Here is a 22,681-nt window from a genome sequence, read left to right as displayed (position 1 = left end):
ACTGTGAGCCGACCCGGGACGAGGCGCAATGGCAACGGAATTCAACGGCAAGATCGAACTCGACATCCGTGACTCCGAACCGGACTGGGGCCCATACGCCGCACCGACGGCCCCGCAAGGCGCACCCAACGTGCTCTACATCGTCTGGGACGACACCGGAATCGCCACCTGGGACTGCTTCGGCGGTCTGGTCGAGATGCCGACGATGAGCCGCATCGCCGAACGCGGAGTGCGGCTGTCGCAGTTCCACACCACCGCGCTCTGCTCGCCGACCCGGGCGTCCCTGTTGACCGGTCGCAACCCGACGACGGTCGGCATGGCGACCATCGAGGAGTTCACCGATGGCTTCCCCGGTTGCAACGGGCGCATCCCATTCGACACCGCGCTGCTGTCGGAGGTGCTCGCCGAGCACGGATACAACACCTACTGTGTCGGAAAGTGGCACCTGACGCCGCTTGAAGAGTCGAATCTGGCGTCGACCAAACGACATTGGCCGCTGGCGCGCGGCTTCGAGCGGTTCTACGGCTTCATGGGCGGCGAGACCGACCAGTGGTATCCGGAGCTGGTCTACGACAATCATCCCGTGGCGCCGCCGGCGGCTCCGGAGGACGGCTACCACCTGTCAAAGGACCTGGCGGACAGAACCATCGAGTTCATCCGCGACGCGAAGGTCATCGCGCCCGACAAGCCGTGGTTCTCCTACGTCTGCCCCGGAGCGGGGCACGCGCCGCACCACGTCTTCGAGGAGTGGGCCGACCGGTACGCCGGCAAGTTCGACATGGGCTACGAACGGTACCGCGAGATCGTGCTCGAGAAGCAGAAGGCGCTCGGCATCGTGCCTGCCGACACCGAACTCTCGCCGATCAACCCGTACCGAGATGTCAAGGGACCCAATGGCGAACCATGGCCGACTCAAGACACGGTACGGCCCTGGGACGAGCTCGGCGCCGACGAGAAGCGGGTGTTCGCCCGCATGGCCGAAGTATTCGCCGGCTTCCTGTCCTACACCGACGCCCAGATCGGGCGCATTCTCGACTATCTGGAGCAATCGGATCAGCTCGACAACACGATCATCGTCGTCATCTCCGACAACGGCGCCAGTGGAGAGGGTGGCCCGAACGGCTCGGTCAACGAGGTCAAGTTCTTCAATGGATACATCGACACCGTCGAGGAAAGCCTGCGACTGCTCGACAAACTCGGCGGGCCCGAGACTTACAACCACTATCCGACCGGCTGGGCGATGGCGTTCAACTCGCCCTACAAACTGTTCAAGCGCTACGCGTCGCACGAAGGTGGGATCGCCGACCCGGCGATCATCTCATGGCCCAAAGGCATTGCGGCACATGGTGAAGTCCGCGACGACTACATCAACGTCTGCGATGTCACGCCGACGATCTACGAACTGCTCGGTATCACCCCGCCCGAGACAGTCAAGGGAGTAGCGCAGAAGCCGCTGGACGGTGTGAGCTTCAGGCAGATACTGAATGATTCGTCGGCGTCGACCGACAAGCACACGCAGTTCTACGCCATGCTCGGCACCCGGGGTATCTGGCACGACGGCTGGTTCGCCAACACGGTCCATGCCGCATCCCCCGCCGGGTGGTCGCACTTCGACAGCGACCGCTGGGAACTGTTCCACATCGAAGCCGACCGCAGTCAGTGCCACGACCTGGCGGCCGAAAACCCGGACAAACTCGAGGAACTCAAGGCGCTGTGGTTCGCCGAGGCCGGCAAGTACAACGGGCTGCCGCTCGGCGACCTGAACATCCTCGACACGATCTCGCGATGGCGCCCTCACGTCGCAGGCCAACGTGACTCGTACCTCTACTACCCGGGGACGGCCGACATCGGCATGGGCGCGGCGGTCGAGATCCAGGGGCGGTCGTTCTCGGCAATGGCCGAGCTGACCGTCGACAGCCCCGGCGTCGAAGGCGTGGTGTTCAAACACGGCGGCGCCCACGGCGGACATGTGATGTTCGTCCAGGACGGCCGGCTGCGCTACGTCTACAACTTCCTGGGCGAGGAAGAGCAGGAGTTGTCGTCGCCGGACGCGGTGCCGTTGGGGCGGCACACCTTCGGAGTCGCGTACGTGCGTACCGGAACAGTGGAGGGTAGTCACACCCCGATCGGGGACGCCGCGCTGTACATCGACGACGAACAGGTCGCCGCGATGAGCGGGATGCGGGTGATTCCGGGGACGTTCGGGCTCGCGGGAGCCAGCCTGAGCGTCGGCCGCAACGCGGGCTCGCCGGTCTCGCGCTCGTACAAGGCGCCTTTCGCGTTCACCGGCGGCACCATCGCTCAAGTGAACATCGACGTCTCGGGCAAGCCCTATGCGGATCTGGAGAAGGAGTTCGCGCGCGCATTCGCGAAAGATTGAGGCCTGGTCGTCATACCCTGGCTGCATGCTCACCGAGCTCATCGAGCTACCGGGCGGCTCTTTCCGGATGGGCTCGACGCAGTTCTATCCCGAAGAGGCTCCCGCGCACACCGCTCACGTGTCCGCGTTCGCCGTCGACCGCCATCCCGTCACCAACGCGCAGTACGCCGAATTCGTCGCCGCGACGGGCTACCGGACCGTCGCCGAAGAGTCCCCGGACCCCAGCCTTTATCCGGGGGCCGCGCCGCAGGATCTGGTTCCGGGGGCGCTGGTGTTCCGGCCGACACCCGGCCCGGTCGACCTGCGCGACTGGCGGCAGTGGTGGTACTGGACGCCGGGCGCCGACTGGCGACACCCGTTCGGGCCCGGCAGCGGCATCGACGACCGACTCGACCACCCCGTCGTGCAGGTCGCCTATCCCGACGCCGCTGCCTATGCCCGGTGGGCCGGTCGCCGGCTGCCCACCGAGGCCGAATGGGAGTACGCGGCGCGCGGCGGGGCCACCACCACGTACCCGTGGGGCGAGGAGGCGGCTCCCGACGGTCAGCTGATGGCCAACACCTGGCAGGGCAACTTCCCCTTCCGCAACACCGGCGCGCGGGGCTGGATGGGAACCTCGCCGGTCGGCACCTTCCCGCCGAACGGGTTCGGACTGGTCGACATGATCGGCAACGTCTGGGAGTGGACGACGACGCAGTTCTCGGCGCATCACCGCCTCGATCAGCCGGTCAAGGCGTGTTGCGCGCCGGGCGGCCCAGCGGATCCGACCGTGAGCCAGGCCCTCAAGGGCGGTTCGCATCTGTGCGCGCCCGAATACTGCCACCGCTACCGGCCGGCCGCCCGTTCGCCGCAATCCCAGGACAGCGCGACCACCCACATCGGCTTCCGGTGCGCGGCTGACCTGTAGTCCTCGAGTGTGGGCTCGACACACGCTGACCGGCCTGGAAGCGTGCGGGTGACTCGCATTCGGCGGCAATGGGACGGATTTGGTTTCCCGCAGGTCGTCCAATAGAATCAGGCGGTTGCCTTGGGCAGACCTCGGCTCGCCGTTCCGGCAGGCCCCGCGTGCTCTTCGGTAACAGCAAGACCGCGCACGTCCAGGTCGGTATCTGGCGTGCATACCAAACCAGGTCGAGGAGATCGAGTGATTCAGCAGGAATCGCGGGTGAAGGTCGCCGACAACACGGGCGCCAGGGAGATCCTGTGCATCCGCGTGCTCGGCGGCTCGGGGCGGCGCTATGCCGGCATCGGCGACATCATCGTGGCGACCGTGAAGGAAGCCATCCCCGGCGGCAACGTCAAGCGTGGCGAGGTGGTCAAGGCCGTCATCGTGCGCACCGTGAAGGAGCGCCGTCGCGCCGACGGCAGCTACATCAAGTTCGACGAGAACGCCGCCGTCCTCATCAAGCCCGACAACGATCCGCGTGGTACGCGCATCTTCGGCCCGGTCGGCCGGGAACTGCGCGAGAAGCGCTTCATGAAGATCGTCTCGCTCGCTCCGGAGGTGTTGTAGATGAAGGTCCACAAGGGCGACACCGTCCTGGTCATCTCCGGCAAGGACAAGGGCGCCAAGGGCAAGGTCCTGGTCGCCTACCCGACTCGCAACAAAGTGCTCGTCGAGGGCGTCAACCGGATCAAGAAGCACACCGCGGTGTCGAGCAACGAGCGCGGCGCGCAGTCCGGCGGCATCGTCACCCAGGAGGCGCCGATCGACGCCTCCAACGTGATGATCGTCGACTCCGACGGCAAGCCCACCCGCGTCGGGTACCGGGTTGACGACGAGACCGGCAAGAAGGTCCGCATCGCCAAGACCAACGGCAAGGACATCTGAGATGACTACCACTGAAAGCTCGGTGAAGGCCCTTCCTCGCCTCAAGCAGCGCTACCGCGAGGAGATCAAGGACGCGCTGACAAAAGAGTTCGGCTACGCGAACGTCATGCAGATCCCCGGCGTGGTCAAGGTCGTCGTCAACATGGGCGTCGGTGACGCCGCCCGCGACGCCAAGCTGATCAACGGTGCGGTCAACGACCTGGCTTTGATCACCGGTCAGAAGCCGGAGATCCGCCGGGCGCGGAAATCCATCGCCCAGTTCAAGCTGCGCGAGGGCATGCCGATCGGTGCGCGCGTCACGCTGCGGGGCGACCGCATGTGGGAGTTCCTCGACCGGCTCATCTCCATTGCACTGCCGCGTATCCGCGACTTCCGCGGCCTGTCGCCCAAGCAGTTCGACGGCACCGGGAACTACACCTTCGGGCTGACCGAGCAGTCGGTGTTCCACGAGATCGATGTGGATTCGATCGACCGTCCCCGTGGCATGGACATCACCGTCGTCACCTCGGCGACGACCGACGACGAAGGACGAGCGCTACTGCGGGCGCTGGGCTTTCCGTTCAAGGAGAACTGAGTAATGGCAAAGAAGGCACTGGTCAACAAGGCCAACAAGAAACCGAAGTTCAAGGTGCGCGCCTACACTCGCTGCCAGCGCTGCGGCCGCCCCCACGCCGTCTTCCGCAAGTTCGGCCTGTGCCGGATCTGCCTGCGCGAGATGGCCCACGCCGGCGAACTGCCCGGCGTGCAGAAGAGCAGCTGGTAATCCAGCCAACCGACCAGACCAACCAAACAGGTTGCGGCAGGCCCGACTCCAGGCTTTGGGGCTGGGAACCACCGCGAGAAAGGTGAGCCGGCTGTCATGACCATGACGGACCCGATCGCAGACTTCTTGACCCGTCTGCGCAACGCCAATTCGGCGTATCACGACGAGGTGTCGCTGCCCCATTCCAAGATCAAGGCCAACATCGCCGAGATCCTGAAGAAAGAGGGCTACATCGCCGACTACCGCACCGAGGATGCGCGGGTGGGCAAGTCGCTGATCGTGCAACTGAAGTACGGCCCCAGCCGGGAGCGAAGCATCGCCGGGCTGCGCCGGGTGTCCAAACCCGGCCTGCGGGTGTACGCGAAATCCACCAACTTGCCGCGGGTCCTGGGCGGCCTCGGCGTGGCGATCATCTCCACATCGTCGGGTCTCCGAACCGACCGCCAGGCAGCCCAAGAGGGCGTGGGCGGCGAAGTCCTCGCATACGTGTGGTAGGGGAGTAGAGCTCAAATGTCGCGTATTGGAAAGCAACCGGTCCCGGTTCCCACCGGGGTCGACGTGTCGATCGACGGACAGAATGTGTCGGTCAAGGGGCCCAAGGGCGCTCTCGAATTGGCGGTCGCCGAGCCGATCAAGGTGGCGCGCGACGACGACGGCGCCATCCTGGTCACCCGCCCCGACGACGAGCGGCGCAGCCGTTCGCTGCACGGACTGTCACGCACGCTGGTGGCCAACCTGATCACCGGCGTCACCGAGGGTTACACCACCAAGATGGAGATCTTCGGCGTCGGCTACCGCGTGCAACTCAAGGGTTCCAACCTCGAGTTCGCGCTCGGTTACAGCCACCCCGTGACGATCAACGCCCCCGAGGGCGTGACGTTCGCGGTGGAGACGCCGACGAAGTTCTCGATCTCCGGCATCGACAAGCAGAAGGTCGGCCAGGTCGCGGCGAACATCCGCCGCCTGCGGAAGAGCGACCCGTACAAGGGCAAGGGCATCCGCTACGAGGGTGAGCAGATCCGCCGCAAGGTCGGAAAGACAGGTAAGTGATCATGGCTGTTAAGACTGAAGCGCCGAGGACGCGTAAGCCCGTGGGGCAGAACATCTCCGAGACCCGGCGGGTGGCGCGGTTGCGTCGGCACGCGCGGTTGCGCAAGAAGGTCTCGGGCACGGCCGAGGTGCCGCGGTTGGTGGTCAACCGGTCGTCTCGGCACATCCACGTGCAGTTGGTGAACGACCTCAACGGGACCACCCTGGCCGCCGCTTCGTCGACCGAAGCCGATGTACGGGCGGTCGACGGCGACAAGAAGGCCCACAGCGTGCGGGTCGGCCAGCTGATCGCCGAGCGCGCGAAAGCCGCCGGAATCGAGAAGGTCGTGTTCGACCGCGGTGGCTACACCTACGGCGGACGGATCGCGGCGCTGGCCGATGCGGCACGCGAAGGCGGGCTGGAATTCTGATGACTGACAACGGAAGGACTGCATGATGGCCGAACAGGCAACTGCCGGCGGCCCCCCGGAAGGTCGTGGCTCGCGGGGTGACCGCGACGGCCGTGGCCGCCGCGATGACCGTGGCGGTCGTGGCCGCGACGGCGGCGACAAGAGCAACTACCTCGAGCGCGTCGTTTCGATCAACCGAGTGTCCAAGGTGGTCAAGGGTGGCCGCCGGTTCAGCTTCACCGCGCTGGTGATCGTCGGCGACGGTAAAGGCATGGTCGGCGTCGGCTACGGCAAGGCCAAGGAAGTTCCGGCCGCCATCGCCAAGGGCGTCGAGGAAGCACGTAAGAACTTCTTCCGCGTGCCGCTGATCGGCGGCACCATCACTCACCCGGTGCAGGGCGAAGCCGCCGCCGGTGTGGTGATGCTGCGGCCGGCCAGTCCCGGTACCGGTGTGATCGCCGGTGGGGCCGCCCGCGCGGTGCTGGAATGCGCCGGCGTCCATGACATCCTGGCCAAGTCGCTGGGCAGTGACAACGCGATCAACGTGGTGCATGCCACCGTCGCCGCGCTCAAGCTGCTGCAGCGTCCGGAAGAGGTCGCGGCCCGACGCGGCCTGCCGATCGAGGACGTGGCGCCTGCGGGCATGCTGCGGGCGCGCCGAGAGGCCGAGGCGCTCGCCGCGTCGGCTGCGCGTGAAGGGTCGTCGTAACCATGGCAGAGCTGAAGATCACCCAGGTGCGCAGCACCATCGGTGCACGCTGGAAGCAGCGCGAGAGCCTGCGGTCGTTGGGTCTGCGCAAGATCCGCCAGTCCGTCGTCCGTGAGGACAACGATCAGACGCGTGGTCTGATCAAGACCGTGCATCACCTCGTAGAGGTAGAGGAGGTCTGAAAAGATGACACCTATCAAGCTTCACGATTTGAAGCCGGCCCCCGGCTCGAAGACGGCCAAGACCCGCGTGGGTCGCGGTGAGGGCTCCAAGGGCAAGACCGCTGGCCGCGGCACCAAGGGCACCAAGGCCCGCAAGAACGTCCCCGCGACGTTCGAGGGCGGGCAGATGCCGATCCACATGCGGCTGCCCAAGCTGAAGGGCTTCCGCAACCGGTTCCGCACCGAGTACGAGGTCGTCAACGTCGGCGACATCAACAAGCTGTTCCCGAAGGGCGGCGACGTCGGAGTGGACGAGCTGGTGGCCGCCGGTGCGGTGCGCAAGAATACGTTGGTGAAGGTGCTCGGTGACGGCACGCTCACCGTGAAGGTGAACGTCACCGCGCACAAATTCAGCGGTAGCGCACGCGAGAAGATCTCCGCCGTAGGCGGTTCCGCGACCGAGCTCTGATCGCGCTAGCCGAGAGCCCCTGCCGTCGTGGTAGGGGCTCTTGTGTTCGAAGAGTCGACTGGCAACGCCGACCGTCGCAATCTCGATCCACAGTGCGCAGGCCGAATTCATCAGGAGCAGAAATGACTTCCCGCCGCGGAAAGCTCACCGTCGTCACTGTGGCCGCCGCACTTGCTGTGTTCGGCAGCGCGGCGAACGCGCACGCCCAGGGCGACGACAAGAGGTTCACCGATGAGGTCGCAGCCTTGGAGATTCCGGTCGGCCCCGAGGTGGATGTGCCCGCGCTCGGCCGCAACATTTGCGAGACGCTTTCCCAGGGGCTCGCCGGCACCGTCAACCCGGTCCCCGTCGTGCGTGGCGTGGTGAACAGCCTTGCCAAGAGTGGCATCAGTCGTGCGCAAGCGGCGGGGCTGATGCGTGCGGCGGTCGCCGTCTACTGCCCGCAGCACGCTCGGTTCACCGGGCGCTGATTCAGCGACGGGCTTACGGTTTCGGGCTTACGGGTTCCACTCGAAGCAGCCGACACCCGGCACGCAACCGCCGCCGCCTGACGGTCCGCCGTGGCCGCAGATGCCGTCGGCCGTGCAGCCGCCGCCCCCGTCCGGTCCGCCATGACCGCAGGCGCCGTCGTCGGCGCAGCCCCCGTAGCGGGGACCCTGCGACAGCGGCGTGATCTGCGCTTGTGCTGCGGCAGCATAGGTTTCGGCGACTGCCACCGGTGCGGCGGCGAACCCCGTCGCGACCGCCCCCGCCATCACCAGTGGGGCGATGATTCTCAGTTTCGCGATCATGGTTTCGGTTCTACCATCATGATCAAGAACTTAAAACACCTAATTTTCAACAAGCCAGGACGCGGCCTTGTGGCGCGAGCAGACGCGTAGTGCCCCGATCCGTCGGGGTGCCGGTGAACTTCGCGTCTGCTCGCCGGGGTCGGGGCGTCGGTAGGCTCGCAGCATGCCAGCATTCCTGCCCGGACTACCGGCCTTGCCCGGCCCCGACACCCTGCGCGCGCTGACCCGGCGCGTCGACACCGCCCGCCACAACGGTGTGCCGAACGGGTGCGTGCTCGAACTCGACCTTCTGTCCGTGCCCGAGGAATCCGGCGGGTTCGACCCGTTCGCCTTGCTCGCCGGCGCCGGCAAGCCCCTGCTGCTCGGGGAGGCCGTCTCGGCGATTCACCGGGCCGCCGAGGACCCCAGGGTCGCGGGCCTGATTGCGCGGGTCCAGTATCCCGTCGCCGCTGCCGGTCCGGTGCAGGAATTGCGCTCGGCCATCGCGGCGTTCAGCGATGTGAAGCCCTCGGTGGCGTGGGCCGAGACCTACCCGGGGACACTTTCGTACTACCTGGCGACGGCTTTTCGGGAGATCTGGCTGCAACCGTCGGGCACCGTGGGGTTGGTCGGTTTCGCCACCAACGCGCTGTTCCTGCGCGGCGCGCTGGACAAGGCGGGTCTCGAGGCGCAACTCGTCGCTCGCGGCGAATACAAGTCCGCGGCGAACCGTTTCACGCAGGAGCGTTACACCGATGCCCACCGCGAAGCAGACGAGCGGGTGATCCAGAGCCTGTACGAACAGGTGCTGGCCGCGGTGTCGGAATCCCGCCACATCGAGCCCGGCGACGTCAATGCGCTCGCGGATCGGGCGCCGCTGCTGCGTGACGATGCGGTTGCCGCGCGGCTGATCGACCGGATAGGTTTCCGCGACGAGGCCTACGCCCGGATCGCCGAACTCGTTGGCGCATCGGAGGTTAGCGATGCTGACGCGGACTCCGAGGACGCGCCCCCGCGGCTGTACCTGTCGCGGTATGCGCGGGCCACCGCCGAACGCCATGGCCTGCCGACACCGCCGATCCCGGGACGAAAAGCCAAGGCGACGATCGCCGTGGTGACCGTGCACGGAACGATTGTCAGCGGTCGAGGTGGCCCGCGGCCACTGCTGGGCAGTTCGAACGTCGGCGGTGACACCATCGCCGCGGCACTGCGCGAGGTGGGCACCGACGAGGACGTGTCGGCGGTCGTGCTGCGGGTCGACACACCGGGCGGATCCATCAGCGGTTCGGAGACGATCTGGCGCGAGGTGACACGGATACGCGACAAGGGCAAGCCCGTGGTCGCGTCGATGGGAGCGGTCGCGGCATCGGGCGGGTACTACGTGTCGATGGGCGCCGACGAGATCGTCGCCAACCCCGGCACGATCACCGGATCGATCGGTGTGGTGGCGGGAAAATTCGTCGCTCGCGAGCTCAAAGACCGTCTCGGCATTGGCTTCGATTCTGTGCGCACCAACGCGAACGCGGACGCCTGGTCGATTAACGAGCCGTTCAGCGATGAGCAACGCGCACAGCTCGACACTGAAACCGACTTGTATTACCGGGATTTCGTCGAACGTGTGGCGCAAGGCCGATCGATGAGCGTCACGGATGTCGAGGCGATCGCGCGCGGCCGGGTGTGGACCGGCGCCGACGCGCTCGAGCGCCGGTTGGTCGACCACCTCGGCGGCTTGCGCGAGGCGGTGACCCGGGCCAAAGTGCTGATCGGATTGGATCCCGACGCCGACGTGCGCATCGTCGGGTATCCGGGCTCGTCGCTGCTGGACCGGTTGCGGCCCAAGCCGTCATCGCAACCAGCGGCGGCGTCGGTGCCAGAAGCTGTTGCCGCACTGCTCGGTCAGTCGGTGGCGCAGGTGTTCAGTGGCGCCGAGCGGTCGCTGGGCGGGGTGAGGGCGCTCTGGCTCGGCGACTACCGCTTCTAGGTGGCCGAGTTCGCAAAATGCGTGATCGAACACCGTGTCGGTCTCTTGGTCGACTGCGGGTCAACTTACGCCGGATGACTCGGCCAGTCTCAGCGGCGCCTCGGTGAACAGCAGCACGCCGTCGGCTACCGACTCCTTGAGGAGCAAATGGCGGTCCCTCTCGTAGTGCATCAATGTTTTCCACGGCAGCTTTGATCCCTGGCGCGGCATCTGGTTGCCACCTCGCCGAATGTAACCAGACTTCAGGGTGTCGAACACGCCGGCCGACGTCACGCACCCCTCACTGTCGTGAGGTAACACCGCGGTGTAGCGCCGTTCCATCATGTGGCTGAGGAGACGGCACAGATACGCGCCCGCGAGGTCAGATTTCAGCGTGTAGGCAGCGCTGGTGTAGCCGAACACCACCGCAAAGTTGGGGATGTCCTGTACAAGGATGCCCTTATAGGCCATCTTCTCGCCCAGCAAGACGATCGAGCCGTCGATCGTGAGCCGCATGCCACCGAGCATCTTCAGGTTCAAGCCAGTCGCCGTTACGACGATATCCGCTTCGAGTTCGTGTCCGGAATTCAGGAGAATGCCTGTTTCAGTGAATCTCTCGATCTTGTCGGTCACCACCGATGCGTCACCGGATTTAAGCGCATCGAACAAATCACCGTCGGACGCCATGCACATGCGTTCGTCCCAAGGCATGTATGTCGGCGTGAAGTGGCTCATGTCGAACGTCGGCCCGAGCTGGCGCCGCATGAACCACAGCATGAACCGGCGCGACTGGTGCGGCCAGCGACGGAATGCGAGAAACATCTTGCGCTGCAGAAGTACGTTGCGCCTGCGGGCCATCGCCCATACCCACTTCGACGGCAGGACACGGGACAACGCTTCGGAGATCTTGTCGTAACCCGGCAACGAGAAGACGTACGACGGTGAACGCTGAAGCATGGTGACGTGTTCCGCGTCAGCGGCCATCGCCGGCACGAGCGTGACTGCCGTTGCGCCGCTGCCGACCACGACCACCTTCTTGCCTTTGTAGTCGAGATCCTCCGGCCAGTGCTGCGGATGTACCGTCTGGCCGGTGTACCCCTCGATACCGGGAAACTCAGGAGAGTATCCGGTGTCGTAGTCGTAGTAGCCGGCGCAGTTGATGAGGAAATCGCAAGTGTACGTGCAGAGTTGCCCAGTCGCTTCGTCCACCGCGGTGATAGTCCACGTGACATCAGTTGACGACCAATCAGCACTGACGGCCCTCAGTCCGTACCGAATGTTTTTGTCGACGCCGTACTCCACCGCCGTCTCGGCCAGATACCGGCGGATCGCTGCGCCGTCGGCGAGCACACGGGGGTCCCTCCAAAGGCGGAACCCGTATCCGAGCGTGGTCATATCGGCATCCGAGCGGATACCGGGATATCGGAATAGATCCCAGGTGCCCCCGAGTCGCTCGCGTCGCTCCAGAAGGGTGAAGGTCTTGCTCGGCAGAGCCGTGCTCAACTGGCATGCCGTGCCGATTCCGGACAAACCGGCTCCGATGATCAAGACGTCGAAGTGTTGGGCGGTCATGCACTGAGGATGATCGCTGGAAGCGCTGACAGTCTTGCCAAAATCTGACAAGCTTTTGACATTTCCCGACAAAGGCGGTGACCGCATGGGTGCAGTGGTCCGCGCCGCTTCGCTGCAAGGTTACGTCGAACTTGTCAGAGGTCTCGGCGCAGACCCCGAGCACTACATGTCTCGATTCGGCATCCCCATCGATACCGAACATCATCCGGACGCGTTCATCCCTGTAGCCGACTATGCATGCCTTCTCGAAGTGACTGCCGAGGAACTGCATCGCCGGGATCTCGGGCTTCGCCTGACGCGGTTGCGAGGTTTCGACGTCATAGGTCCGATCGCCGTCATCGTGCGTAATTCGGAGACCGTGTTGGAGGCGCTGAAGGCGGTCGCCCGCTTCATGTATGTCCATACTCCGGTGTTGAAGGTGGTGATCGAGGAGCGAGGCGACTACGTGAGGGTCGTTCTCGATGTGACCGAGCACTTCGTGCCATATCCCGTTCAAGCGTATGAGGCCAACATCGGTGTCGCGGTTCGCTACATGTACCTCCTGGCAGGTCCGGACGCTCCAATGTCCATTTCGCTGCTCCACTCACAACACAGCCCGGACGCCGCGTACCGCCAGGCGTTCGGCTGCCGAGTGCGCTTCGAGCAGCAATGGTACGGGTTCGAGTTCCCGGCGAGCGTGGGTGCGAGACGCATCCGCGACGCGGATCCGGAGACCAAACGCATCGTCATCGAATACCTTGAAGCAACTTATCTTCCGCAAACAGCACCGCTGTCAGAACGCGTTGCGGAACATGCCCGCAAAATGTTGCCCATCGGCATCTGCAGTGTGCACGCGATCGCAGACCACCTCGGCATGCATCCGCGGACACTGCAGCGACGGCTTGCCGCCGAGGGCCTGCGCTGTCAAGACGTCATCGACCTGGAACGCCAAGCACAGGCGGTCCGCTATTTGAGCGTTGCAGGGCTGCATCTCAATCAGATCGCGGCTCTGCTCGGTTACTCCGAACAGAGTGCATTCAATCGGTCGTTCCGCCGTTGGTTCGGTACGACGCCGCGGGAATTCCGCGAACGTGCACATTTGTAGAAAATACCGCGGCGTGTCGTGTGCAAACACGCACGCTCGCGCAAGGAAACTCCGGGTCAGTGCTTGACCGCCGACAGGTAGCTCATGTCGGCGAAGAAACCCATGGGTCCGTCCTCGGGGAACTCGAACCCGTTGGCCGCGTACGCATCCCGCGTCTTCTGCGTCGTGACGTCCCATCCGTGAGCGGTCAGATAGTCGATCACGTCGTTGCGCTCGCCGTGGTAGATCAGCTCACCCATCTCGATGTCGTGGCCGTAGGTCCGCAACCGCTCGGCAATCTCCTGTGACCGCTCGTCGGAGAACATGCTGACGTCGGGGATGTGCTCGGTTGCGACGCGACTGCCCGGCGAGCTGAGCTCGTCGATGCGGTCGAACAGCAGGTCCTGCGCCTCCGGCGGCAGGTAGATCAGCAGCCCCTCGGCGATCCACGCGGTCGGCTGCGTCGGGTCGAAACCGTTGGCCAGCAGCGCCTTCGGCCAGTCGTCGCGCAGGTCGATCGCCACGGCCCGGCGATCGGCAGTTGCCTCGGCGCCCAGCCCGGCCAGCGTGTCGCTCTTGAACGCGATGACATCCGGCTGATCGAGCTCGAAGACGCTCGAGCCCGCCGGCCACGGCAGCCGGTAGGCGCGCGCGTCCAGGCCGGCGGCCAGGATCACCGCCTGGCGGACACCCGCCGCGGCCGCGTCGGTGAACAGCCGGTCGAAGTGGCGCGTCCGTACCGCCATTCCCTCGGCGGCGCGACGCGCGTTGAAGCGTGGGTCGATGTCGTCCAGCGATATCTCGCCGTCGAGCGCCCGCACGAAGAAGTCGAGTCCGACGGCGCGCACCAGCGGTTCGGCGTACGGGTCGTCGATCAGGCCTTCGCGGTGGCTCAACGCGCGCTGCGCGGCGACCATCGTCGCGGTCGAGCCGACGCTGGACCCCAGGTCCCAGGTGTCGTCATCCGTGCGGGCCATTCTTCTCCTCAGTTTCGGGTCGCGATGATTGCCAGTGAATCGCGCATCGGCGCAAGCAGATCCGTCTCGGGGAACTCCCGGCCATATCGTGCGAACACCTCGGGGCGGTTGCGGGCGGATACGTTCCAGCCGTTGCCAGTGAGATAGTCGACGACGTGGCTGCGCTCGCCGGCGTAGAACAGGTCGGAGATGTCCAGGTCCAACCCGTTCTCGCCCCACTGCCTGCTGATCGCCTTGCTGCGTTCGCCGATCGTCGCCGCGGCGTCCGGATGGTATTCGGTCGCGAGCCGGCTGCCCGGTGCGCTGAGCGCGGCGATGTTGTCGAAAAGCCGGTCCTGCGCTTCGGGCGGCAGGTACACCAGCAGCCCCTCGGCGCTCCAAGCGGCCGGTTGGCCGGGATCAAAACCACGCTCACGCAACGCTTTCGGCCAGTCCTCGCGCAGGTCGACGCCCACGGTGCGCAGCTCGGCCGCCGGCGCGGCACCGAGCGAGGCCATCGTCGCCGACTTGAATTCGATGACTTGCGGCTGGTCGATCTCGTAGACGACGGTGCCTGCCGGCCAGGGCAGCCGGTAGGACCGCGAGTCCAGGCCCGACGCCAGGATCACCGCCTGCCGGATACCAGCGGCCCCGGCATCGCGGAAGAAGTCGTCGAAGAACCGGGTGCGGACCGCGATGAGGCGGGCCATGAACCGCGCGCCCGCGCCGTCGACGTCGTTCAGCTCGATCTCACCGTCCACCAGACGCGTGAAGAAATCGACCCCGACCGCATGCACCAGCGGCGCGGCGTAGGGGTCCTCGAACAGCGGGTCGTCCTCGCGACTGGCGATCGCGCGGGCGGCCGCGACCATCGTCGCGGTGGTGCCCACGCTGGAGGCCAGGTCCCAGCTGTCCGAATCGGTCCGGCTCACGACTCGAGTATCCCGCTGACGTACTGCAGCTCGCTGAAGTGGGCACCGCCTTCGTCGTCGGGCAGTTGCGGCAGGCCGCTGGCGGCCAGCAGTTCACCGACGGTGCGGCGGGTCAGTCGCCAGCCGCGGTCGGACAGATAGCCGCCGGCCTCGTTGCGATCGCCGATGTAGACGAGTTCGGCGAAATCGAGTTCGAAGCCGTGCTCGCGCCACCGCTGCGCGGCCTCCTGCATGCGCTCGAGCATCTTCTCGCGGTCCTCGGGGGCAGTGCTGGTCGGGCCGCTTTCGACGGCCACCCGGCTGCCGGGGGCGCTCAGCTCGGTGATGGTGTCGAGCAGGTTGTCCTGGGCCTCCGGCGGCAGATAGCCGAGCAGACCCTCGGCGCTCCACGCCGTGGGTACCGCCGGGTCGAACCCGGCCTCCTTCAACGCGGCGGGCCAGTCGAATCGCAGGTCGATGGACACGCACCTGAGTTCGGCGGTCGGTTCGGCGCCGAACTCGGCCAGCGTCCGGCTCTTGAACGCGATGACCTCGGGCTGGTCGATCTCGTAGACCGTCATACCGGCCGGCCACGCCAGCCGGTAGGACCGCGCGTCGAGTCCCGACGCCAGGATCACCGCCTGGCGAATCCCTGCGCTGCCCGCGTCTTCGAAGAACTCGTCGAAGAACTTGGTCCGCACGGCCATGTTGTCGGTCATCCGGGCCATCCCGACCGCCGCGTTGTCGGCATCGAGATCCTCGAGCTTGAGATCACCGCCGGCGAGGCGGGTGAAGAAGTCGACGCCGACGGCGCGCACCAGCGGTTCGGCGTACGGATCGCAGATCAGCGGGTCATCACCGGTGCTCGCGATCGCCCGCGCCGCCGCGACCATGGTCGCCGTCGCGCCGACGCTCGAGGCCAGATCCCAGGTGTCATTGTCCGTCCGTGCCATTCATCCGCTCCTGCCGCTAATACTTAGGGGATATAACGAGATAGGGCCCACGGTATGTTCCCCGCCTGAGAAGCGGCTGTGAGAACCAGACCGTCGGCGGGATGCTGGCCGGGGAGGCCCTAACTGTTACTCTCGTAGACTGTTTGGCGGGTAACTCTGCAGGCTGTGCGCTTGACGGGGCTCCGCATACGACTTAACCAAGACGCTGGTCGAATCCAGCCCCATCCGCACGCCGCGATCAAAAGGTCGGCTGCGCAGGAGGAAGAGTGCTCTCGGCTTTCATCTCTTCACTCAGGACACCCGACCTGAGGCGAAAGATCCTGTTCACCCTGGGCATCGTGATCCTTTACCGGGTCGGCGCCTCCATACCGTCTCCCGGCGTGAACTTCCCGAACATCCAGACGTGTATCGCGGAGGTCAGCGGCGGCGACGCCGGGCAGGTGTACTCGCTGATCAACTTGTTCTCCGGCGGAGCGCTGCTGCAGCTGTCGGTGTTCGCGGTGGGCATCATGCCGTACATCACGGCGAGCATCATCGTGCAGTTGTTGACCGTGGTGATCCCGCGGTTCGAGCAGCTGCGCAAGGAGGGGCAGTCCGGCCAGACCAAGATGACGCAGTACACGCGTTACCTCTCGATTGCGCTGGCCATTCTGCAGGCCACCAGCATCGTGGCGCTGGCCGCCAACGGCGGTTTGCTGCAGGGCTGCACGCTCGACATCATCCAGGGCCAGAACGAGGGGCTGAACATCTTCACCCTCGTCGTCATCGTGCTGGTGATGACGGCGGGCGCGGCGCTGCTGATGTGGATGGGCGAGCTGGTCACCGAGCGGGGCATCGGCAACGGCATGTCGCTGATCATCTTCGCGAGCATCGCCTCGGCGATGCCGGGCGAGGGTCAGGCCATTCTGGAGAGCCGCGGCGGCCTGGTGTTCGCGCTGGTGTGCCTCGGCGCGCTCGCGATCGTCGTCGGCGTGGTGTTCGTCGAGCAGGGCCAGCGCCGGATCCCGGTGCAGTACGCCAAGCGCATGGTCGGGCGCAAGATGTATGGCGGCACGTCCACCTACCTGCCGTTGAAGGTCAACCAGGCCGGCGTCATCCCGGTCATCTTCGCGTCGTCGCTGATCTACATTCCGCAGCTCATCACCCAGCTGATCCAGAGCGGAAGCTCCAATCCGAACAGCACCAACTGGTGGAGTTCGTTCGTCGCGAACTACCTCACGGATCCCAGTAGCCCGGCCTACATCGCGATCTACTTCCTGATGATCGTCTTCTTCACCTACTTCTACGTGTCGATCACGTTCAACCCGGACGAGCGCGCTGACGAGATGAAGAAGTTCGGCGGGTTCATCCCGGGCATCCGCCCAGGTCAACCGACCGCCGACTACCTGCGCTACGTGTTGAGCCGCATCACGCTGCCGGGCTCGATCTACCTCGGTGTCATCGCCGTCCTGCCGAACATGTTCCTTCAGGTCGGTGCCAGCGGCCCCGTGCAGAACCTGCCCTTCGGCGGTGTCGGAGTTCTGATCCTGGTCGGGGTCGGCTTGGATACCGTGAAACAGATCGAGAGCCAGCTGATGCAACGCAATTACGAAGGGTTCCTGAAGTGAGAGTCGTTCTGCTCGGACCACCCGGTGCCGGTAAGGGCACGCAGGCCCAGAAGCTCTCCGAGAAGCTCGGCATCCCGCAGATCTCGACAGGCGACCTGTTTCGGCAGAACATCGGCGACGGCACCCCGCTCGGCCTGGAAGCCAAGCGCTACCTCGACGCGGGTGATCTGGTGCCATCGGAGTTGACGAACAAGCTGGTCGAGGACCGCATCGAGCAGCCCGACGCGGTGGACGGGTTCATCCTCGACGGCTACCCCCGCTCGGTGGAGCAGGCGAAGGCGCTCGACGAGATGCTCAAGCGCCACGACACCAAACTCGACGCGGTGCTGGAGTTCAAGGTTTCCGAGGACGAGTTGTTCAAGCGGCTCAAGGCCCGCGGCCGCGACGATGACACCGAAGACGTGATCCGCAACCGGATGCAGGTCTATCGCGACGAGACCTATCCGCTGCTGGAGTACTACAGCCACAACAACCTGCAACAGGTCGACGCGATCGGCGCTCTGGACGAGGTCTTCGCGCGGGCGCTGCAGGCGCTCGGTAAGTAGTCGGAGATGGGCCTGATGGGTCTGCGCAGCCGCAAAGTCGTACCGCAGCGCACACCCGGTGAGCTCGACGCGATGGCCGTCGCCGGCGCGCTGGTGGCCTCGGCCCTGGCCGCGGTACGTCAGGCCGCCGGCCCCGGGGTATCCACGCTGACGCTGGACGAGGTCGCCGAGTCGGTGATCCGCGACGGCGGCGGTGTGCCGTCGTTCCTGGGCTACCACGGCTACCCGGCCAGCATCTGCTCGTCGGTCAACGATCGTGTGGTGCATGGCATTCCGTCTTCCCGTGAGACGCTGGCCCCCGGCGATCTGGTGTCCATCGACTGCGGCGCCATCGTCGACGGCTGGCACGGCGACTCGGCGATCACGTTCGGCATAGGGACGCTGATCCCGGTCGACGAGGCGCTGTCGCAGGCCACCAAGGAGGCCATGGAAGCCGGTGCGGCCGCGATGGTGCCGGGCAACCGGCTCACCGACGTATCGCACGCCATCGAGACCGCCACGCGCGCCGCCGAGAAGCGTTACGGCCGCACGTTCGGCATCGTCGACGGCTACGGCGGACACGGCATCGGCAGGCAGATGCACATGGACCCGTTCCTGCCCAACGAGGGCGCGCCGGGCCGCGGACCCCATCTGGCGGTCGGCTCGGTGTTGGCCATCGAACCGATGCTGACCCTGGGCACCACCAAAACGCTCGTGCTCGACGACGAGTGGACCGTCATCACCGCCGACGGATCGCGGGCGGCGCACTGGGAGCACACCGTGGCGGCCACCGAGAACGGGCCCCGCATCCTCACCCAGGGTTCTTGATGTTGAGCCTGCGCCGACAGCGCAGCTAACTCGAACATTCTCGCCGTGGACGCAGAGTCGACGGCGAATACTTGAACCGGACGACCGTGCAACCTCGTATCCATAACGGAGGTTGAATTTGGACGACCCGGAGGCGACCGTCGTGCGGGTGCTCTACGAGGAGCACGCCGCCGCGATCTGGCGTTATGCGGTACGGCTGACGGGTGATACGGCCCGGGCGGAGGATGTCGTGCAGGAGACGCTGCTGCGAGCGTGGCGCCACCCCGAGGTGACGGCCGACAGCACGAGGTCGGCGCGGGCCTGGTTGTTCACCGTGGCCCGTAACCTGATCATCGACGAGCGGCGCAGCGCCCGGTTCCGCAGGGAGTCCGGCACCCCCGACATGGAGGCAACCGCGGACCGGGCCGGACCCGACGAGGTGGAGGCTGCCTTGGACCGAATGATGCTCGGCGAAGCCATCGGCGGACTGTCCGAGGAGCATCGCGCGGTCATCAGCCGCGCGTATTACCAGGGTTGGACGACCGCGCAGATCGCCGACGACCTGCGCATCGCGGAGGGCACGGTGAAGTCGCGCCTGCACTACGGGGTTCGAGCACTCAAGCTCAAGTTGGAGGAAATGGGGGTGACACGGTGACCGCATTCGACCCACTCCTCGATCGGGCGGCCGACGATCGGTACGCGACCTGGGACGCCGCCTACGTTCTGGGTTCGCTTTCCAGCGAGGAGCGCCGCGAATACGAGGCGCATCTCAAGACGTGCGCGCACTGCAGGTCCGCGGTCGCGGAGTTGAGTGGCATCCCCGCGCTGTTGAGCAAGGTCGGCCCCGCCGACTTTCGGGAGTTCGACTCGGCTCCTGCCGAACCGCCCGCCGAGGTGTTGCCCGGCCTGCTGGACAAGGTGCGGGCCCGGCGTCGACGGTCGCGATGGATGGCCACCGCCGCCGTCGGCCTGGCCGCCGCGGTGCTGGCGGTCGGTATCGCGATCGTGATGCGCCCCGAGACATTCGGCGTGCAGACCGGTACGCCGCCGCAGGCGTCGGGCCAGCAACTGGAGATGAACAAGGTGTCCGAAACGCCCATCAATGCAACGATTTCGATGACGGGTTACGGCTGGGGAACCCGCATCGACATGGCGTGCACCTACGGCGACTGGGGCCAGCGCGACGCCCCGCCCCAGGACCTGGCGATGGTGGTGGTGGGCAACGACGGCACCCGCAACCAGATCGCGACGTGGCTGGGGCTTTCCGGCGCAACCGCGCTGCCCAGCGCCAACACCCCGATGCAGATGGACGAAATCGCTGCGGTGCAACTGGTCTCATCCGAGTCCGGCGAAGTGCTTCTGGAACGCTCCCTGTGAATCTGCCCTACGGGTGAACCCGCCCGGCCCACGCTCCGTGTCACTGCTGAAGCGTGTGAAAGCAGGTGAGCCATGGGCCGTCGGGTCGTCGACCACATCGTCGAGTATCTGGCCGGAATCGGAGTCGAGTACGTCTTCGGTGTCGACGGCGCCAACATCGAGGACGTCTACGACGCAGCGTTCTTCCGTTCCGACATCACCGCCGTGCTCGCCAAACACGAGTTCTCCGCAGCGACGATGGCCGACGGGTACAGCCGCAGCGGCTGCGGCATCGGCGTGGTCGCCGCGACCTCCGGCGGCGGCTGCCTGAACACGGTGCCCGCGCTGGGCGAGGCCTTCGCGAGCCGGGTGCCGGTCCTGGCCCTGATCGGTCAGCCGCCGACCGGCCTCGACGGCCGAGGTGCGTTCCAGGACACCAGCGGACGTAACGGGGCATTGGACGGGCACGCGCTGTTCTCGGCGGTGTCGGTGCACTGTCGGCGGGTGCTCACACCGGCGGACATCATCACCGCGCTGCCCGCCGCGATTGCGGCAGCACATACGATGCGCGGGCCGGCGGTGCTGTTGCTGCCCAAAGACCTTCAGCAAGCAGACGTGCCCGTCAACGGCGGCGTGGTCGTCGCCGAACGGGACGCCGCACAGCAATCGGATGTGCATCCGATCGCGCGAGCGCTGCGCCGGGCCGCCGGTCCCGTCACGCTCATCGCCGGAGACCAGGTGGCGCGCGACGATGCGCGCGCCGAACTCGAGGCGCTGCGGGCCGTGGTGCGCGCCCGGGTGGCAACCGTGCCCGATGCCAAAGACGTTGCGGGTACACCCGGGATGGGCTCGTCGTCGGCGCTGGGGGTGACCGGCGTGATGGGCCATCCGAGCATCGCCGCGGTCGTGGCGGGTAGCGCGCTGTGCGTGCTCGTGGGCGCCCGGATGCCGATAACCGCACGCGCCGGGCTGGACGACGCGCTGGCTTCGGTGCCGGTGTACTCGATCGGTTCGGCGGCACCGTATCTCGCGTGCACGCATGTGCACAGCGAGGACCTCCGCGGGTCGCTGAAGATGCTCACCGCCGCGCTGTCCGGACAGGGCCGCCCTGCCCAGGTCCGCGTGCCCGATGTGGTGGCGCGCAGCGAATTACGGCCGCCGCTGCACTGCGGGCCCGGCATTCGGTACCGCGACGCGATGGCCGCGCTCGACGCCACGCTGCCCGCCGGTGTGGACATCGTGGTCGACGCCGGCAACATCGGGGCCGCCGCGATACACCACCTGCCCGTAAGGCGGAACGGCCGCTTTGTTGTCGCGCTCGGCATGGGCGGGATGGGCTACGGCTTCGGCGCCGCGATCGGGATGGCGTTCGGGCGTGGCAGGCGGACCGTGGTCATTGCCGGCGACGGCAGTTTCTTCATGCACGGCATGGAGATCCACACCGCCAGGGAGTACCGGCTGCCGGTGACGTTCCTGCTGTTCGACAACCATGCGCACGCGATGTGCGTCACCCGCGAGCAGAGGTTCTACCGGGATCGCTACAGCTACAACCGGTTCGGACCCAGCCGGCTGGGGGCTGGCCTGGGCGCGATGTTCCCCGGACTGCCCGCGACTGACGTCGACGACCTTGCCTCACTTCCCGCCGCGCTTGGCGCCGCCCTGGAGACCGAGGGGCCGGCGGTCGTCAGCATCGAATGTTCGGCCGACGAGATCCCGCCGTTCGCGGCGTTTCTCGACGGAGCCACCAGTAAACCGCCTGCCACAAAGGAGATCCCAACCCATGTCGCTGCCCGCACTTGACGACATCTCTGCTCATCGGGGGACCGCAGCACCGCTGGACGGCCTGATCCGCATCGAGACCTCGCCGCGCGAAAAGGCCACCCCGATCATCATGGAGATGATGCGGTCGGTCTATCCGCATGACGAGGTGTACGGCCAGTACTGCACCGTCAACGATTACATCGACTGTCCGCCCGACGAGTTGTTCGACTATCTGGCCGATACCCGGTGTCTGGAGGAGTGGACCTACAGCCTGCGCGGTTTCACACCGACCGAGGAGCCAGGACTATGGCTGGCATATGACCGATTGGGTTCGCAGACACAGATTTTCACCCGCACAGTGGCCAATGAGGCGGCCAGAACCGTCGACTATCACTGTGCCTGGGACCAGGGCGGACACCTGTGGATGGTCTACCTGATGCGGGTGGTCGACGCTCAGGTCGTGCTCGACAAGCCCGGGTCAGTCGTGCTGTGGACCAACTGTCATCACCCGTTCTACGACCGCAATCCTTATCCGGAGACGGCCCCGCCCGAGCGACCGGTCTGGGTGGGCGACTTCTGGGACATGTTCGGTGCCGGTCACCTGCTGGAGTTGCGCAACCTCAAGGCGATCGTCGAGTACCGCTACCGCAACGGCCTTGCCGTGACACCCGACTGGATGAGGTGAGCAA

27 protein-coding genes are annotated in these 22,681 nt (G+C 66.0%); 22 read left to right on the top strand and 5 right to left on the bottom strand.

The features are described 5' to 3' along the window. Positions 1-28 precede the first annotated feature (28 nt). The 13 genes from G6N18_RS11420 (at position 29) to G6N18_RS11360 (ending at position 8,222) form a co-directional block, all read left to right on the top strand. The gene (locus G6N18_RS11420; protein ID WP_083001016.1) at positions 29-2,380 is read left to right on the top strand and encodes an arylsulfatase; all 2,352 of its coding nucleotides are present in this window, start codon (positions 29-31) and stop codon (positions 2,378-2,380) included. Positions 2,381-2,405: 25 nt separating this feature from the next. Then, positions 2,406-3,287, top strand: coding sequence for a formylglycine-generating enzyme family protein (locus G6N18_RS11415; protein ID WP_083001014.1), 882 nt, complete (start codon positions 2,406-2,408; stop codon positions 3,285-3,287). 237 nt (positions 3,288-3,524) lie between these two features. Further along, positions 3,525-3,893 (top strand): 50S ribosomal protein L14, encoded by a 369-nt coding sequence (rplN, locus tag G6N18_RS11410; RefSeq protein WP_067217629.1) that lies wholly within the window; start codon positions 3,525-3,527, stop codon positions 3,891-3,893. Next, on the top strand, positions 3,894-4,211 hold the full coding sequence (gene rplX, locus G6N18_RS11405) for a 50S ribosomal protein L24 (RefSeq protein ID WP_067217625.1): 318 nt from the start codon (positions 3,894-3,896) through the stop codon (positions 4,209-4,211). A gap of 1 nt (position 4,212) precedes the next feature. Next, on the top strand, positions 4,213-4,785 hold the full coding sequence (gene rplE / locus G6N18_RS11400; RefSeq protein WP_067217622.1) for a 50S ribosomal protein L5: 573 nt from the start codon (positions 4,213-4,215) through the stop codon (positions 4,783-4,785). Between the two features lie 3 nt (positions 4,786-4,788). Continuing rightward, positions 4,789-4,974, top strand: a complete 186-nt coding sequence (locus G6N18_RS11395; RefSeq protein ID WP_059101363.1) for a type Z 30S ribosomal protein S14 — start codon at positions 4,789-4,791, stop codon at positions 4,972-4,974. Positions 4,975-5,070: 96 nt separating this feature from the next. Next, positions 5,071-5,469, top strand: coding sequence for a 30S ribosomal protein S8 (rpsH, locus tag G6N18_RS11390; RefSeq protein ID WP_067217619.1), 399 nt, complete (start codon positions 5,071-5,073; stop codon positions 5,467-5,469). Positions 5,470-5,484: 15 nt separating this feature from the next. Beyond that, on the top strand, positions 5,485-6,024 hold the full coding sequence (gene rplF / locus G6N18_RS11385) for a 50S ribosomal protein L6 (protein ID WP_067217616.1): 540 nt from the start codon (positions 5,485-5,487) through the stop codon (positions 6,022-6,024). A gap of 2 nt (positions 6,025-6,026) precedes the next feature. Continuing rightward, complete coding sequence (rplR, locus tag G6N18_RS11380) at positions 6,027-6,434, top strand: 50S ribosomal protein L18 (RefSeq protein WP_067217772.1); 408 nt, start codon at positions 6,027-6,029, stop codon at positions 6,432-6,434. A gap of 25 nt (positions 6,435-6,459) precedes the next feature. Beyond that, positions 6,460-7,122, top strand: coding sequence for a 30S ribosomal protein S5 (gene rpsE, locus G6N18_RS11375; RefSeq protein ID WP_067217775.1), 663 nt, complete (start codon positions 6,460-6,462; stop codon positions 7,120-7,122). 2 nt (positions 7,123-7,124) lie between these two features. Next, the gene (gene rpmD / locus G6N18_RS11370; protein ID WP_067217612.1) at positions 7,125-7,304 is read left to right on the top strand and encodes a 50S ribosomal protein L30; all 180 of its coding nucleotides are present in this window, start codon (positions 7,125-7,127) and stop codon (positions 7,302-7,304) included. Between the two features lie 4 nt (positions 7,305-7,308). Next, the gene (rplO, locus tag G6N18_RS11365; protein WP_083001013.1) at positions 7,309-7,752 is read left to right on the top strand and encodes a 50S ribosomal protein L15; all 444 of its coding nucleotides are present in this window, start codon (positions 7,309-7,311) and stop codon (positions 7,750-7,752) included. Positions 7,753-7,874: 122 nt separating this feature from the next. Beyond that, positions 7,875-8,222: a DUF732 domain-containing protein gene (locus G6N18_RS11360; RefSeq protein ID WP_083001012.1), complete on the top strand. Its 348-nt coding sequence runs from the start codon at positions 7,875-7,877 to the stop codon at positions 8,220-8,222. A 27-nt stretch (positions 8,223-8,249) separates the two neighbouring features. On the opposite strand, the gene G6N18_RS11355 is transcribed toward G6N18_RS11360, so the two are convergent. After that, the gene (locus tag G6N18_RS11355; RefSeq protein ID WP_083001011.1) at positions 8,250-8,543 is read right to left on the bottom strand and encodes a hypothetical protein; all 294 of its coding nucleotides are present in this window, start codon (positions 8,541-8,543) and stop codon (positions 8,250-8,252) included. A 163-nt stretch (positions 8,544-8,706) separates the two neighbouring features. Between G6N18_RS11355 and sppA the strand changes: the two genes are divergently transcribed. Then, complete coding sequence (gene sppA / locus G6N18_RS11350) at positions 8,707-10,503, top strand: signal peptide peptidase SppA (RefSeq protein ID WP_083001004.1); 1,797 nt, start codon at positions 8,707-8,709, stop codon at positions 10,501-10,503. A gap of 60 nt (positions 10,504-10,563) precedes the next feature. On the opposite strand, the gene G6N18_RS11345 is transcribed toward sppA, so the two are convergent. Continuing rightward, positions 10,564-12,054, bottom strand: coding sequence for a flavin-containing monooxygenase (locus G6N18_RS11345; protein ID WP_083001003.1), 1,491 nt, complete (start codon positions 12,052-12,054; stop codon positions 10,564-10,566). 85 nt (positions 12,055-12,139) lie between these two features. On the opposite strand from G6N18_RS11345, the gene G6N18_RS11340 reads away from it, so the two are divergent. Then, positions 12,140-13,138, top strand: coding sequence for an AraC family transcriptional regulator (locus G6N18_RS11340; RefSeq protein WP_083001001.1), 999 nt, complete (start codon positions 12,140-12,142; stop codon positions 13,136-13,138). Positions 13,139-13,194: 56 nt separating this feature from the next. Here the strand turns inward: G6N18_RS11340 and G6N18_RS11335 are convergent, their stop codons facing one another. The 3 genes from G6N18_RS11335 to G6N18_RS11325 are packed head-to-tail and all read right to left on the bottom strand — an operon-like array spanning position 13,195 to position 15,937. After that, the gene (locus G6N18_RS11335; protein WP_083000999.1) at positions 13,195-14,094 is read right to left on the bottom strand and encodes a class I SAM-dependent methyltransferase; all 900 of its coding nucleotides are present in this window, start codon (positions 14,092-14,094) and stop codon (positions 13,195-13,197) included. 8 nt (positions 14,095-14,102) lie between these two features. After that, positions 14,103-15,005: a class I SAM-dependent methyltransferase gene (locus tag G6N18_RS11330; RefSeq protein WP_083000998.1), complete on the bottom strand. Its 903-nt coding sequence runs from the start codon at positions 15,003-15,005 to the stop codon at positions 14,103-14,105. Beyond that, positions 15,002-15,937 carry a class I SAM-dependent methyltransferase gene (locus G6N18_RS11325; protein ID WP_083000996.1) on the bottom strand — a complete coding sequence of 312 codons (936 nt, stop codon included), beginning with the start codon at positions 15,935-15,937 and terminating at the stop codon, positions 15,002-15,004. The genes G6N18_RS11330 and G6N18_RS11325 overlap by 4 nt, the downstream gene beginning before the upstream one ends. Positions 15,938-16,203: 266 nt before the next feature. On the opposite strand from G6N18_RS11325, the gene secY reads away from it, so the two are divergent. The 7 genes from secY (at position 16,204) to G6N18_RS11290 (ending at position 22,677) form a co-directional block, all read left to right on the top strand. After that, a complete protein-coding gene (secY, locus tag G6N18_RS11320; protein WP_067217582.1) occupies positions 16,204-17,544 on the top strand; it encodes a preprotein translocase subunit SecY in 1,341 nt (446 codons plus the stop codon). Continuing rightward, positions 17,541-18,089: an adenylate kinase gene (locus G6N18_RS11315; protein WP_083000994.1), complete on the top strand. Its 549-nt coding sequence runs from the start codon at positions 17,541-17,543 to the stop codon at positions 18,087-18,089. Before secY ends, G6N18_RS11315 begins: the two co-directional genes overlap by 4 nt. Before the next feature lie 6 nt (positions 18,090-18,095). Beyond that, positions 18,096-18,896 (top strand): type I methionyl aminopeptidase, encoded by an 801-nt coding sequence (gene map / locus G6N18_RS11310; protein WP_083000992.1) that lies wholly within the window; start codon positions 18,096-18,098, stop codon positions 18,894-18,896. A 118-nt stretch (positions 18,897-19,014) separates the two neighbouring features. Continuing rightward, positions 19,015-19,530, top strand: a complete 516-nt coding sequence (locus G6N18_RS11305) for a sigma-70 family RNA polymerase sigma factor (RefSeq protein ID WP_067217571.1) — start codon at positions 19,015-19,017, stop codon at positions 19,528-19,530. After that, positions 19,527-20,252, top strand: coding sequence for an anti-sigma factor family protein (locus G6N18_RS11300; RefSeq protein ID WP_067217567.1), 726 nt, complete (start codon positions 19,527-19,529; stop codon positions 20,250-20,252). The genes G6N18_RS11305 and G6N18_RS11300 overlap by 4 nt, the downstream gene beginning before the upstream one ends. Before the next feature lie 72 nt (positions 20,253-20,324). Beyond that, entirely contained in the window at positions 20,325-22,031 is a 1,707-nt protein-coding gene (locus tag G6N18_RS11295; RefSeq protein WP_083000990.1) for a thiamine pyrophosphate-binding protein, read from the top strand. Further along, on the top strand, positions 22,012-22,677 hold the full coding sequence (locus G6N18_RS11290) for an SRPBCC family protein (protein WP_083000989.1): 666 nt from the start codon (positions 22,012-22,014) through the stop codon (positions 22,675-22,677). Before G6N18_RS11295 ends, G6N18_RS11290 begins: the two co-directional genes overlap by 20 nt. The last annotated feature ends 4 nt before the right edge of the window (positions 22,678-22,681 follow it).

Source organism: Mycolicibacterium celeriflavum (assembly GCF_010731795.1).
Lineage (GTDB): Bacteria > Actinomycetota > Actinomycetes > Mycobacteriales > Mycobacteriaceae > Mycobacterium > Mycobacterium celeriflavum.
This window is presented reverse-complemented; position numbering and strand designations above follow the sequence as displayed.